Origin of the sequence: uncultured Gimesia sp. (assembly GCF_937919775.1) — a bacterium.
Taxonomy (GTDB): Bacteria; Planctomycetota; Planctomycetia; order Planctomycetales; family Planctomycetaceae; genus Gimesia.
On record NZ_CALFPF010000470.1, the window covers coordinates 1 to 13,345 of the forward strand.

Sequence of the window (13,345 nt, forward strand, 5' to 3'; positions counted from 1 at the left end):
ACTCAATGCATTAATTCATGCACAACATCTGGATGGAGAGGGAAAACAGAATCAGCCCGTTGTGGAAGCTTTAAAAACAGGCGCTGGCCTGCTGAAAGAGTTATCAAACCTGCTGGGCGTTTTTCGCAAGCCACCTGCAAAAGAACAGAGGGCCGATGACGGGCTGGTGAATCAACTGATGGAGCTGGTACTGGAAATTCGCAAAGATGCCCGCGCCAGCAAAAACTGGGGTATTGCTGATAAAATCCGCGATGGTCTGGCTGCCTGCAAGATCACCGTAGAAGATCGCCCGGAAGGCAGCTTGTGGCGCCGTGGTTAATACGATTATTGTTAGATCAGAAGATTGATCGAAGAACCGAACATGCATTTGAACTCGACAATGGATGATGAAGAGTTAACCACCCCCACTCGTTTTCTGGGAATCGACCCGGGGCTCAACCGCACGGGTTACGCTTTACTGGAGTATTCTTTAAAACGCCCCGTCCTCTGTGAAGGGGGAATTATACGCTCGAATCAGGACTCTAATCTCGCAGCCCGCGTGCATGAAATCGGCTCGGGAATCCGGGAAGTGATTGAAGAATACCGTCCGGATGTGATGGTGATCGAGCAGGTTTTTACGACTCCCAAGTTTCCCAAGAGTTCGATCATCATGGCGCATGCCCGGGGCGCCATCTTATACGCGGCACATGATGCCGGCGTGCCGGTGGTGCATTATACACCGACTCAGATTAAAAAACTGATCACAGGCAGCGGTCGCGCTTCCAAAGAGCAGATACAACATGCCATCAAAACAGAGCTTGGTCTGAAAACCATCCTCGAACCTAATGATGTGGCAGATGCCTTTGCTGCCGCCTTATGTCATTACCATTCTATTCGCGTTACCTGCTTCTGACAGGTGAATTCACAAGTCAACATCCTAATCGAGCAACCATGATTACAAATATTCGCGGCGAACTTAATGAACTCAGTTTAACCGAGGCCATTATTTCGGTTGGAGCCTTTGATTATCAGGTCTACATTCCCGAATTTGTCCGCCGTCAGCTGCAACCTCTGATTGGCAAAGAAGTCAGTCTCAAAACAATCGAGTACATCGAAGGCAATCCACAGAAAGGGAGGCTCACTCCCCGCCTGATCGGTTTCACAAGTCATGCCGAACGGGAGTTCTTTGAGCTGGTCTGCTCGGTCGACGGAGTTGGTGTCAAAAAAACATTGCGAGCGATGGTGCGCCCCGTAAAAGAAGTCGCGACTGCCATCGAAGAAAATGACCTCAAGCAACTGACAACGCTTCCCGGAATTGGCCCCGCAGTGGCAGAACGAATTGTCGCCAAGCTCAGGCGTAAGATGGCGAAATTTGCACTCATCGTCGCGAAAGAATTTCCCGCCGACGAGGCCAGTACCGATGTCTACGGCGAAGCTTACGAAGCTTTACTCAGCCTGGGATATTCGGCATCAGAAGCACGTGCGAAAGTCGAAACCGTCGCCGCCGAGGGGAAAAAATTCAAGAGCATCGAAGAATTTCTGACTGCCCTCTATCAGCAGGGACGCGGATAATCGCCTTGAAGCAGTGTAAATTTATTTCCGCTAAAATCGGTACAATCGCCAGATCAGTCAGGATTTCGGTCTGAAGTACCCGGGCTGTCGCCTGCAACGGGCTTACCGTTTGTTCTAACGCTTTATCTGACCTAGATTTCATTATTCCTTCTCTCTCCCAGACGGTTCACACTCACCGGCTGGTTCAGATTATTGTGAGGCGTCATGAAGTCGATTTACCTAACAAAGTAAATGTCAGTAATTATAGAACATCGGCCCCAATATTTATGGTTGCTCAATCAGTCAACACGAAACCCAGTGAATACACTTCGCTGAATCTTGACCGAATCCGTATGGGAGTCAAATTACAGGCTCCGATTTATGATGGTGACAGCGAAAAAAATATCCTGCTGCTGGCCAGTGGTAAAACCATCACAAAAGGAACGATTGAGAACTTAAAAAGACGCGGCATTCGCAGCGTGCGGGTTCATGAACGGGACTTGATCAACCTGACGCTTGCCCCGGGTGAGAGTCAAAATTCGCAAACCAATTCGGCTGTGGAAAACAGGCGCAGAAAAAACCAGTTGCAATCTGCGTATGCGGCTTCACAAAAACAGGAAGCAGATTCGAAGCGAACGGATTCACCCTGGCAAATCCAGACCAGCTCTTTTCTGCATGAAATCAGGCCGGTTCAGGCAACCAGTTACTCGCCTGCGATGAAAAATCAGTATCGGGAACAATTCGCGGTCTTAACGAAAATTACCGATGACATTTACAGGCAATTGCTTGTAACAAGACGCATCAGCATGCCACAGATTTATGATATTACCAATATTTCATTCTCTCAGATGGCGCAAGACATGGATCTTTTCGTTTTGGAAGGAATCACGCCCATTGATGACGGGAATTACTGCAGGCACGGCTTGCAGATGTCGAGTCTGGCAATGGCCATTGGCACACAACTCGGTCTCAGTCGGGAAAAGCTGATTCACCTTGCCATTGGTTGCCTGTTGCATGATACCGGAATGAACCGAATCGATTCCAAAGCGCTCTGGAGTAATGAGCCTCTGAATCCCATTCAATATGTGGAGCTGAAAAAACATCCCATTATTACTTTTGATCTATTAAGCAAGGTACACGAAATTCCCACGATTTCAAAAATCATCGCTTATCAGATACACGAACGTTGTGATGGATCAGGCTATCCGCGAGGACAAAAAAGCAATCAGATCCATCCACTGTCCAAAATAGCGGCTGTGGCAGATAAATTTATTGACCTGGTCTCAACTCGACCCAATAAAACAGGCCTGCTTCCCTATCAGGCTGCCGAGAAACTTGTCTATGGCGCTGCACAGGGGAAATATGATCGCAATGCTGTGCGGGCGCTGCTGCAGTCGATCTCCCTTTACCCTGTTGGTTCTCTCGTTGAACTTAATAACGGACAACTGGCAATTGTGATCCGGACAAACCGGATTCATTATGACAATCCGATCGTTGAGGTTCTGGAACAGAATGGAATGAATCATTTGACAAACCTGTCGGATTATGAGGACGTGCATGTCGTCCGCGCCGTATCCAAAGAAGAACTGCAAGCTCCGTCATTTGCCATTTAGTCTGCGCTTCGGTCGGACTTATGACAACTTCATTCTACCAGAGCAACTCGCAAATCCATGACATTGGTTTGTGTGGCCCCCGTTTTCAACAAACCATCCACCTGGGCAAGATACGGATAGGAATTGTGGTCTTTCAAAAAACCAATCGGATCGAGCTGCAGCGCGTGTGCGCGTTGTAGAATCTCGAAATCCAGGATTCCGCCTGCTGCATCAGTGGGACCATCCTCACCGTCTGTTCCCCCGGACAGAATACAGAAATTTGAAATCGCTTCATGCCACAGACGCTGCGTTGCAGCCAGTACCACTTCCTGATTCCGCCCTCCTTTGCCCGGATTTTGGGTCGAGGATAAATCGACCACGGGTTCGCCTCCGCTCAGGATACAAGCCGGTCTGGAAACAGGTCCTGTGTCATTACGGATTTTCAGACAAAGTTCCGCCAGTTCTCTTCCTGTGGCGGCGGCGGTCCCTTCATTTTCTGATCCCATGGTATAGATTTCGTAACCCAGCTCCCGGGCTGTTTGTTTCGCTGCTTCCAGGGCGGTCGCATTACTGCCAATGATCTGATTTATGACCGATGCACGCCTGGAACGCTCGGGTTTTGCGGAAGGATTTTGCCCGGCATTTAATACATTCCAGACACTGTCCGGCACCTGGTGCGAATCTTTCACAACACGTCGCAGAATTTCCGCTGCTGCCTCAGGCGTGGAAGAATCCGCAACGGTTGGTCCTGAAGCAATGATATCGAGAGGATCGCCGATCACATCTGAAATGATCAACGTAATTAAAGTCCCACAGGTCGCAGCCTCAGCGAGCCGGCCTCCTTTGATCTGTGAAATCTGTTTGCGGACGCAGTTCAATTCCTGAATGGTGGCCCCGGATGACATCAACAAACGAGTGACAGACTGTTTGTCATCCAGCGTCACCGGAGGCAGAGGCGCTGGCAATAATGCACTTCCTCCCCCTGAGATGAGTACCAGACAGAGATCATTCTGATTCAGGTGGGAGATTTTCTGAAGAATTTGCTGTGAACCGGAGACTCCCTCAGCCGTCGGTTCATTCAGACTGGCAGGTCGAGCAGGATGGAGATGGATGTGTGACAAAGGCCTGACACAATCGGCTGGAACATTCACCCAACCGGAGGTTCGCGTTTCGAGATTAGAGCCCTTGAGTGCTGCTTCAACCCCCGCTGCCATACCGCTGCCTGCTTTGCCGGCACCGACCACGAGCAACTTTTCATGCCCGTGCAGGGAGATCGAGTGACCGCAAACAGTCAGTGCTTTATCCGTGACCTGGATTGCATTGCGAACGAGCGTTTCTGAATTGACGGCCTTCACTCCCGCATTCCAGATCTGCAATGCGCGTTTGGAAATTAAGGGCCTCTCAGACATGCTGACCTCGCAGGAAAGAAAAAAACGTGCTTTTCAAGAACAAGTCCTCGTCAGGGACCAGCCTGATCCCTGGGAGCTTCCTCGACTGTTGTATTTAAAGCACGAGCTAACTCTTTTGCAAGGACGCGTCCCTGTACTTCAGCCGGTGGCACATCTTCTTTGACTAATTTTTCCCGATAGACCCGATCTTCCTGGTCATACCAGAGTGGATCAACCTTGGCCTGGGTAATGGAGTCAACCTTCCAGACCCCTGTCTTACTTCGAAGCAGATGAATATCGGGTTTGATGGCGTATCCATTTTTCTGAATCTGGATACTGACCTGCGCGGTGCCTCCCGTGACTTGAACATCAAGAAATCGATAATCGATTTTTGAGAAATGATCTTGCGAATCCTGTTTCAGTTTCGCTGCCAGATCTGCTTTTTCAGGTGTAAGCAGACCGCGAATCTGTGCTTCATTCCCTGTTTCCAGGGCTTGGACAAACTCAAGCGAGATCTGCTTCACCTGATAATGTTCATAAAACCGCTGTGCGCCCAGGATGATCAGGTAAAGTCCCAAGACAACCAGTGCGCTGATTAAAAACTTCTGAGATAAAGGCCTTGTGACCATCAGGCGCCCGGGCGGAGATGACTGTAGGCTGTCAGAATTGCATATAAATCTGTGGGGATTTTTACTTCGTCTTCTGAAAAATCAGAAATCCATGTGCGACGATAATAAACTGCTTCTGCTAAGGCGTCTGCAATTTCCCCAAACCGAACATTAACCAGACGGTCATTCTGTTCGAGCGTTTCTTCTTCACCTGTGAATATTCGAAGCCGATGTTGCATGGAGGATCCTTCCTATATCGAACTCGCTGATTTTTTGACCGGCTGAATCCACAGCCAGGCAGAGGCATTTCCCTGCAGACAAAAAACCTTTAGATAAGACTGAACATACTCAAAGTCGGAATTCACTCCGACCTCATGATTAGTATCGGCTTAAACAATTTGGCATCTTGACCGAAAAGTTCAGTTTTTTTTAATTTTATCGACTGCAAGGTTTGTTCAGTTTACCCAGTCTGAAATCAGAGATGTAAGAATTACCAGTCGATCGGCGATTTTCGCGCTTTGAAGCCACGCGGAGAAATTCAAACAGCAATCTTTGCCGGGCAGCGGTGGGGCTGATTTCAATCTGTTACAGGAAATGTCAGATCAAAAGCCGAGTAGAGCCGGAAGTTCGTGCATGGAACGGAATGTTTTTGCCCCTAAAGCCTCCAGTTCTTCTGGTGAACTGTGGTCGGCATATCCGAGTACCGGAATGCCCGCAGCAACGGCCGCCTGAACTCCGAGATGACTGTCTTCGATCACCACACATTCTTCCGGATGAAATCCCATCTGAGAGGCGGCATACAGATAGAGATCCGGTTCCGGTTTCCAGACCCCCAAAGTGTAAGCAGAATAAATACGTCCATCGAAGTAATGCAGCAAATCCGTAATCTTCAATGTGAGTGCCATCTTTTCTTCCGGACCATTCGAGGCAACACACTTGGTCACAGGAATCGACTCCAGTGCCTCCCGGACTCCCAGAATCGCCTGTAATTCTGTCTGGAAAACGTCTGCCATCTGAGCCCGCACCTGAGCGGCAAAATCTGCCGGTAACTTTGCTCCCATCTGATGTTCGACAACTGCCAGACAGTCGGCCAGTTTTCCCCCCTTGAATTGTTGAACCGCCTGCTCGGGAGACAACGGAAAACCGATATCGGTAATCATTTCCGCCAGAACACGGTTTCCCAGCGTCTCACTGTCAACCAGAACACCATCACAATCAAAAATAACAGCCTTACAATTTTTCATATCGCTTTACAGAACTCTTTTTATCAGGATCTTACTCGGGCAATTCGATGTAAATACCATCCTCTTCCACAGAGACCGGAAAGGTGGGATGGCACAAACGCTCATTCAGACAATGTTTTCCTGTGGTCACATCAAACTGCCAGCCATGCCAAGGACAAGTCACAACGCTACCAGTTAAACTCCCCTCTCCCAGGGGGCCTCCTGCATGAGGACAGACTCCATCCATCGCATAATACTGCTGATCCACATGGAATAATGCGATGACACGCTCTTCGGCGACAAACTCTCCCGCTGATCCCTCGGGCACCTCTGTTACATCCGCAATCCGCACTTTTTTTCCCATTGGTGCCTCTTTTCACAGGTCCCTACAATAAGTCATGCCCCAGATCAGGCAGAATCAACCCGCTGCCATCAAAGTGAAACCAGACCGGAAAAACAGCGGACCAACAAGCAGACAGTTCATCCGATCTGAATCCCAGGTCAGAATCTCCAGAATCGAGTCTCTGTCTCACGTTGTAGTAGAGTTAAGCGTTTGAATCAATTCAGGCTGCTTTTTTTTCCGGAATGCATTCTGCCTGACGCTGCTTTTTCTCTCGCACACGCGGTTCGCTTTTCCAGCGGCGATGGACCCAGAAATACTGTTCTGGCGACTTACGGACGGCCTTTTCCAATGCAGTCGTAAACTGCTGCGTAATCTCACCAACGGGATCATTCGAGACGCATAACGTGGAATCGATCAGTTGTTCGCAGCCCAGTTCGAATTTGACCCACTGGTTACGTTCGAACTGGTCGGGCAGTCTGCGGGCATAACCGACGCAAATATACGCCCGGTACTCCAGAGCCAATAAAGCGATGGATTTGAAAGTGGAAGCAGGCTTGCCAAAAAAGTCGACAAACAATCCCCGCTTCCCGGCATCCTGATCGCCGAGTAATGCCAGATGACCTCGACGCTCAATCGTGGCAATCATATCATCGTAGCCCCCTTTTTTGGCCATCGCCCGATGTCCGGTGAGCTGTCGGAATTTCTCAAACCATTGATTCAGAAAAGGGTTATCCAGTTCACGAGCGACGACTCCCATCGGAAAACCGAATAGACCAAACACTGAGACCGCGATTTCCCAGTTACCATAATGACCACTCAGCAGAATGACGGGTCTCCCGGAACATAACGCGGTAATCAATTCCGGCGGATAATCGAATTCCATCACATCAAAGATATTTCCACGATGCAACTTGCGAGGTAACTGGATGATTTCTACAACCATCCGAAAGAGATGCACCCACATCCGGTAGATGGTTTGTTCAATTTCTTTCTCAGACAGTTCCTCTCCAAACGCGGTCCGTAAATTTTCAGCCGCGACTTGATAGCGGGTCAGCTTGCGAGGCAGACAATAATGAATGACGAATGCCAGGCATTTCGCCACCGCCACCGACTCCCTGACTGGCAATGATCGCACCACACAGACCAGCGTACGGAATATCAGATATTCCAGTCGATACCTCAACATTCGCCAATTAAACATGATTCGATTCCTCAAGCTTCCCTGCTTTTCTTACCCCCCGTTTAGACCGTAATCAGGACTAAACGTCGTAAAAGTGTCTTCGGAATCGGAAAATTCGTCAACCCCCAATTCATTCGGCCTGAACGAAAGACAGATCAGATGTTCTCAAAAATGGACAAAATCGCCGGGATCAATATTTTTTGCTCGGAATTGAATACGCTTCCGTATATATTGATAAGGATTATCTGATACTTAACTATCAGACTCTGTTGCTTTTTCGCGGGTTCATATCGTAGTAATTTCCATGCCAGATCGATCGTATCAACAATCCGCTCTACGTTTCCTGCTAATGGCAGGCGCGGTGTGCGTATTGACTCTGATGGCAAATCAAACTGCGAACGCCACCTGTGGTGACTACCTGTCTCATGCAGGTCAGCAGGAAAATACCCCCGGTGATCTGTTACTACCCCCGGATCAGACACCACAAAAATCGCCCTGCACGGGTCCCCAATGCCAGAATCACCGGCCCGATCCTGCGCCGGAATCCCCTCTGATTGTCATTACCTCTTTAAAGCCGGCCTGCTCTCTCGTTTTTGAAACGGTTGCTCGTCGGGTTCCGCAGTCTGAGTCAACCGGTTATCAGACATTGATTCTGCCGGGTGATCATCGGCAACGCATTGATCGACCTCCACAGATCTCTGGCTCCTGAAACGTTCTTGTTACAGAAACTTTGTCTCTGTCGTTTCATGAAGCTTGTCATCATGCACTTCTTTTGATTTCAGGTACGCGCGTGCGCCCCTTCAGTGCTTTTGATGATACAGGCTTTGTTTACAGCCATCTTTTGCAGGATCTATCGTCATTATGGCATCCTCCGATTCCCCTGTGGTTGAATCACAGCCACGCCGCATTGTCCGCCGCGCAGTTGGTCCCAAATTGCGTAAAGTATTATATCTGCTTTTCTTTCTGGTCGCCTTACTGGGCGCCAACTCCATCTATCTGGTGAGTATTACCGTTTATGACAAGTGGAGTGGCGAAACACTGGAAAACTGGTTTTACCAATACATGTTTCTGGCGCATCTGATTCTGGGTCTGATATTGCTGGCTCCATTTATCCTGTTTGGCGTTGTTCACATTTATAATACAAAGAACCGCCTCAACCGCCGCGCGGTACGCGTGGGCTATGGACTCTTTATTACTTCCTGCCTGCTATTAATCTCCGGCATTCTGTTAATGCGGATCGGCTCTTTCGACTTAAAAAACCCGACCGCACGTTCCCTGACCTACTGGTGCCACGTCCTTTCCCCGGTTTTCGCTCTCTGGCTGTATTGGCTGCATCGTCTGGTGGGCCCGAAAATCCACTGGAAGGCCGGCATCTCTTATCTCGGTGTAATCACCGCCATGGTCGTCGGCATGCTGATGTTCCATTCGTCTGATCCCCGCAAGTGGAACGTCGTGGGCCCTGCGTCGGGAGAAAAATATTTCTTTCCATCACTGGCACGCACTTCGACTGGCGATTTCATTCCCGCACAGGCATTGATGATGGATGACTATTGTCAGAAGTGTCACCCGGATACTCATGCCGACTGGAAAAACAGCGTCCATCATATCAGTTCATTTAATAATCCCGCTTACCTGGCATCCGTCAGAGAAACGCGCAAAGTTTCTTTCGAACGTGATGGCAATCTGCAGGCGTCCCGTTTCTGTGCGGGCTGTCATGACCCGGTTCCCTTCTTCAGCGGCGCGTTTGATGACCCCAATTTTGATGACATCAACCATATCACTTCCCAGGCAGGAATCACCTGCACGACCTGTCACGCGATTACGAACGTCAACAGCGTGCGTGGCAACAGCGACTATACGATTGAAGAACCGATACATTATCCCTTTGCTTACAGTGACAACCCGTTTCTGCAATGGGTGAATAATCAACTGGTCAAAGCCAAGCCCGCGTTTCACAAAAAAACGTTTTTAAAGGACTTGCACAAATCAACGGAATTCTGTGGCTCCTGTCATAAAGTTCATTTGCCCAAAGAACTCAATCAATACAAATTCCTGCGCGGCCAAAACCATTATGATTCTTTTTTACTGAGTGGTGTTTCCGGTCATGGGGCGCGAAGCTTTTATTATCCGCCGCAAGCACAGGAGAACTGCAACAAGTGTCACATGCCTGCCAAAACATCCAATGACTTTGGTGCCCGACATTTTTATGCTTCGAAAGAACTCAGTGTCCACAACCATCTGTTTCCGGCAGCGAACACGGGCATTGCCGCACTACGCAATGATCCGGAGACGGTCGCCGTCCATCAGGCATTTCTCAAAGATAATCTTCGCGTCGATTTCTTCGGTATCAAAGAGCAAGGCAGCATCGATGGTAAATTGATCGCACCATTACGTCCGGAAGTTCCCGTTTTAAAACCGGGAAACAAATATCTGCTGGAAACGGTCCTCCGCACATTAAAAGTCGGTCATCATTTCACACAGGGAACAGCCGACTCGAATGAAATCTGGCTGGATGTGACCGTGAAAAGTGGCGACCGGATCATCGGCCGCAGCGGTTCGCAGGAGAACGACGGCACCGTTGATCCCTGGTCCCATTTCGTAAATGCGTTTGTGATTGACCGCGAGGGAAATCGCATCGACCGCCGCAATGCACAGGATATTTTTGTTGCCCTGTATAATAATCAGATGCCCCCGGGTGCAGGACAAACCATTCATTATGAACTGGATCTGCCCAAAGATTTAACGGCTCCTGTCACCATTGAAGCAAAATTGCAGTACCGAAAATTCGATACTCATTACATGCAGTTCGTGGCGTCCTCTCTCGAATCCAAAGGGCAAAAACTCTCCTGGAAGGAACAGGGAGTCCCCTATATTAATACACTGCCCATTACCACAATCGCTTCTGACACGATCACCTTTCCCGTGGAAGGGGTCACAGCCGAAATTGAAAACAAGCAGGTTGAGATTCCGGAATGGCAACGCTGGAACGATTATGGAATCGGCTTGTTCCTGAAAGGCAAAGCTGAATTGAGACAGGCTGCGGAAGCATTTCAACAAGTCGATCAACTCGGCCGCTATGATGGCTCGCTAAATCTCGCCCGCGTCTACTTCCGTGAAGGACGATTACAGGATGCCGTTGAGATTCTGCAAAAAGCCGCGTCTTTTACCGATCCCCCGGCCCCTCCCTGGACGCTCGCCTGGTTGAGCGGCAAGGTAAATCAGCAACAGGGACATCTGGAAGAGGCGGAACGCAATTTCCGCAGTGTTCTGGAAGATCAGACGGAAGAGCGTACGCGTCGCGGATTTGACTTCAGCAAAGATTATGTGGTAATCAATGATCTGGGGCAAAACCTGTTTGATCAGGCCAAGCGGTACCGCACGAAAGAAAATCGGGAACAGCGCGATCAACTTCTGAATCAGGCAGTGGAGCAGTTTCAAAAGACGCTCGTCCTGGACCCGGAAGATGTCACTGCCCATTACAGCCTGTCATTGATTTACGATCAACTGGAGCAACCGAAACTCGCAGAGCAGCATCGCAATCTGCACCAGAAGTATAAAGTCGATGATACGGCCCGAGGACTCTCTGAGCGAAAGGCCCGCGAAAAATACCCGGCAGCCAATCATGCAGCCGAACATCCCGTGATTTACTCACTCAACAAAACCGTTAAACCATAAAAAGACGATATCCCCCCTTTGACAGGGACCGGGAGTTCGGATGAAAATAAATAAGGATAATCACATGGCAGATCAAAACCGTGCCGACCTGGATCCGGAACTGGAAGAGGAATCTGAACAAAACGATGAATCCATCGGGCGTGCCTTCTGGTATTCCCTGGCAGTCATGACAGTCTTCACGATTGTCGGGGGAACGATCTTTATCATGACCCGACTCAACCAGCCTGAAGAAATCGTGAAGGAAACACCATTGACTTTACCTGAAGCACGTAAGGTCGAAGAAATCGCGCTTCCTAAAATCCCCTTTACCGACATCACCCAGGCAGCAGGCATTGATTTCGTTCACAACAGCGGCGCTGCCGGAGAAAAACTGCTGCCCGAAACGATGGGAGGCGGGGCTGCATTTTTCGATTATGATAATGACGGCGATCAGGATCTGCTGCTGGTCGGCTCGCAGGACTGGCCCTGGAGTCGATCACAGCAAAAAAAGGAGACAACCTCATCCCTGGCTTTATACCAGAATGACGGTACAGGCAAATTCAAAGATGTCACTGCCGACATGGGTTTGAATGTTTCACTTTACGGCATGGGCGTGGCTTGTGGAGATTACGATAATGATGGTCGCGTTGATCTGTTTATTTCTGCGTTGGGAACCAATCGGCTGTTCAAGAACGAAGGAACTCGATTTATTGATGTCACAACACAAGCCGGCGTAGGTGGTCCCGAGCAACTCTGGAGTACCAGTTGCGGCTGGTTTGACTATGACCGTGACGGGGATCTGGATTTACTCGTCTGCAACTATGTGGAATGGACGCGTGACTTTGACCGCGCACAGAACTTCACACTGAAAGGGGGAATTCGCGCTTACGGTCGCCCACAAAACTTTAACGGCGTCCCTCCCCTGCTCTACCAGAACCAGGGTAATGGCAGTTTTACCGAAGTGTCTGAGCAAGCCGGCTTGAAAATTTTCACATCCGGCACCGGCGTCCCCCTGGCCAAATCGCTGGGCTTGAATTTCTACGATTTTGACCAGGATGGCTATCTCGATATCTTCATCACCAACGACACCGTTCAAAATTTCCTGTTTCGCAATCAACAGAATGGCACATTCAGCGAAATGGGCGCGATTTCCGGAGTCGCGTTTGACATGGAGGGGAATGCACGCGGTGCAATGGGCATCGATATCGCAACCTTTCGTAACGATGATACTTTAGGAATCGCAATCGGCAACTTTGCCAATGAAATGACGGCCCTCTATACCTCTCCCGGTAAAGAGATGCAGTTTATTGATGAAGCCGTCTCGAACGGGCTTGGTCCTCAAACGCGGCTGGCGCTCACCTTCGGCGTTTTCTTTTTCGATGCCGACCTCGACGGACGACTCGATCTGTTCTCGGCGAATGGACATCTGGAAGAAGACATCAACATCGTGCAGGAACGGCAGCACTACGAACAGGCGCCTCAACTATTCTGGAACTGCGGTGCACAACATGCGACGGAATTTGTGCCTTTAGGTGAATCGCTGGTTGGTTCCGATTTTGTGCGCCCCCTGGTCGGTCGCGGGGCCACCTTCGGAGATATCGATCATGACGGCGATCTCGATCTGTTGATCATGACAGCCGGAAAAATACCGAGGCTGCTCAGGAACGATCAACAGACGGGCCACCACTGGGTACGCTTCCAGCTCACAAGTAATCCCAAACAGGAAAATCAAGGCCCTACTCCGCTTTCCAGCCATAATGCATTCGGGGCCCAGATTCTGATCAAAACGCAAACAGGTACACAAAGTCGGCTGGTCATTCCTACCCG

Annotated in this window: 12 protein-coding genes and 1 pseudogene; 7 read left to right on the forward strand and 6 right to left on the reverse strand. The window is 49.6% G+C overall.

All coding sequences use genetic code 11. The features are described 5' to 3' along the window. From Q0294_RS13390 to Q0294_RS13405, 4 genes and pseudogenes are all read left to right on the forward strand, one after another. A pseudogene (locus tag Q0294_RS13390) lies at nucleotides 1–319 on the forward strand (cysteine--tRNA ligase); the annotation flags it as partial. Nucleotides 320–361: 42 nt separating this feature from the next. Further along, complete coding sequence (gene ruvC / locus Q0294_RS13395) at nucleotides 362–892, forward strand: crossover junction endodeoxyribonuclease RuvC (protein WP_299466147.1); 531 nt, start codon at nucleotides 362–364, stop codon at nucleotides 890–892. Nucleotides 893–930: 38 nt separating this feature from the next. Continuing rightward, nucleotides 931–1,551, forward strand: coding sequence for a Holliday junction branch migration protein RuvA (ruvA, locus tag Q0294_RS13400; RefSeq protein ID WP_299466150.1), 621 nt, complete (start codon nucleotides 931–933; stop codon nucleotides 1,549–1,551). Nucleotides 1,552–1,883: 332 nt separating this feature from the next. After that, nucleotides 1,884–3,143, forward strand: a complete 1,260-nt coding sequence (locus tag Q0294_RS13405; RefSeq protein WP_299466153.1) for an HD domain-containing phosphohydrolase — start codon at nucleotides 1,884–1,886, stop codon at nucleotides 3,141–3,143. Nucleotides 3,144–3,172: 29 nt separating this feature from the next. Here Q0294_RS13405 and Q0294_RS13410 read toward each other — a convergent pair whose 3' ends face one another. The 6 genes from Q0294_RS13410 to Q0294_RS13435 form a co-directional block, all read right to left on the reverse strand. Further along, nucleotides 3,173–4,531, reverse strand: a complete 1,359-nt coding sequence (locus tag Q0294_RS13410; RefSeq protein ID WP_299466155.1) for a DUF4147 domain-containing protein — start codon at nucleotides 4,529–4,531, stop codon at nucleotides 3,173–3,175. A gap of 50 nt (nucleotides 4,532–4,581) precedes the next feature. Then, nucleotides 4,582–5,139, reverse strand: coding sequence for a hypothetical protein (locus tag Q0294_RS13415; protein WP_299466157.1), 558 nt, complete (start codon nucleotides 5,137–5,139; stop codon nucleotides 4,582–4,584). Continuing rightward, a complete protein-coding gene (locus Q0294_RS13420; RefSeq protein WP_299466160.1) occupies nucleotides 5,139–5,357 on the reverse strand; it encodes a hypothetical protein in 219 nt (72 codons plus the stop codon). The genes Q0294_RS13415 and Q0294_RS13420 overlap by 1 nt, the downstream gene beginning before the upstream one ends. 363 nt (nucleotides 5,358–5,720) lie before the next feature. Continuing rightward, nucleotides 5,721–6,362 (reverse strand): HAD-IA family hydrolase, encoded by a 642-nt coding sequence (locus Q0294_RS13425; RefSeq protein ID WP_299466165.1) that lies wholly within the window; start codon nucleotides 6,360–6,362, stop codon nucleotides 5,721–5,723. A 31-nt stretch (nucleotides 6,363–6,393) separates the two neighbouring features. After that, a complete protein-coding gene (locus tag Q0294_RS13430; RefSeq protein WP_299466168.1) occupies nucleotides 6,394–6,705 on the reverse strand; it encodes a Rieske 2Fe-2S domain-containing protein in 312 nt (103 codons plus the stop codon). A 199-nt stretch (nucleotides 6,706–6,904) separates the two neighbouring features. Continuing rightward, entirely contained in the window at nucleotides 6,905–7,885 is a 981-nt protein-coding gene (locus Q0294_RS13435; RefSeq protein ID WP_299466171.1) for a lysophospholipid acyltransferase family protein, read from the reverse strand. Nucleotides 7,886–8,168: 283 nt separating this feature from the next. Here Q0294_RS13435 and Q0294_RS13440 point away from each other — a divergent pair, with 283 nt between their 5' ends. The 3 genes from Q0294_RS13440 to Q0294_RS13450 all read left to right on the forward strand — a co-directional run. Continuing rightward, nucleotides 8,169–8,573, forward strand: a complete 405-nt coding sequence (locus Q0294_RS13440) for a hypothetical protein (protein ID WP_299466174.1) — start codon at nucleotides 8,169–8,171, stop codon at nucleotides 8,571–8,573. A gap of 152 nt (nucleotides 8,574–8,725) precedes the next feature. Then, complete coding sequence (locus Q0294_RS13445; protein ID WP_299466177.1) at nucleotides 8,726–11,539, forward strand: multiheme c-type cytochrome; 2,814 nt, start codon at nucleotides 8,726–8,728, stop codon at nucleotides 11,537–11,539. 64 nt (nucleotides 11,540–11,603) lie between these two features. Continuing rightward, nucleotides 11,604–13,345: VCBS repeat-containing protein (locus Q0294_RS13450; protein WP_299466180.1), on the forward strand; the 1,742-nt coding region annotated here is incomplete at its 3' end.

What these genes read in the sequence shown, in the direction of transcription:
- ruvC (WP_299466147.1), top strand. Translation starts at nt 362, where the DNA reads ATGCATTTGAACTCGACAATGGATGATGAAGAGTTAACCACCCCCACT.
- ruvA (WP_299466150.1), top strand. Translation starts at nt 931, where the DNA reads ATGATTACAAATATTCGCGGCGAACTTAATGAACTCAGTTTAACCGAG.
- Q0294_RS13405 (WP_299466153.1), top strand. Translation starts at nt 1,884, where the DNA reads ATGGGAGTCAAATTACAGGCTCCGATTTATGATGGTGACAGCGAAAAA.
- Q0294_RS13410 (WP_299466155.1), bottom strand. Translation starts at nt 4,531, where the DNA reads ATGTCTGAGAGGCCCTTAATTTCCAAACGCGCATTGCAGATCTGGAAT.
- Q0294_RS13415 (WP_299466157.1), bottom strand. Translation starts at nt 5,139, where the DNA reads ATGGTCACAAGGCCTTTATCTCAGAAGTTTTTAATCAGCGCACTGGTT.
- Q0294_RS13420 (WP_299466160.1), bottom strand. Translation starts at nt 5,357, where the DNA reads ATGCAACATCGGCTTCGAATATTCACAGGTGAAGAAGAAACGCTCGAA.
- Q0294_RS13425 (WP_299466165.1), bottom strand. Translation starts at nt 6,362, where the DNA reads ATGAAAAATTGTAAGGCTGTTATTTTTGATTGTGATGGTGTTCTGGTT.
- Q0294_RS13430 (WP_299466168.1), bottom strand. Translation starts at nt 6,705, where the DNA reads ATGGGAAAAAAAGTGCGGATTGCGGATGTAACAGAGGTGCCCGAGGGA.
- Q0294_RS13435 (WP_299466171.1), bottom strand. Translation starts at nt 7,885, where the DNA reads ATGTTTAATTGGCGAATGTTGAGGTATCGACTGGAATATCTGATATTC.
- Q0294_RS13440 (WP_299466174.1), top strand. Translation starts at nt 8,169, where the DNA reads ATGCCAGATCGATCGTATCAACAATCCGCTCTACGTTTCCTGCTAATG.
- Q0294_RS13445 (WP_299466177.1), top strand. Translation starts at nt 8,726, where the DNA reads ATGGCATCCTCCGATTCCCCTGTGGTTGAATCACAGCCACGCCGCATT.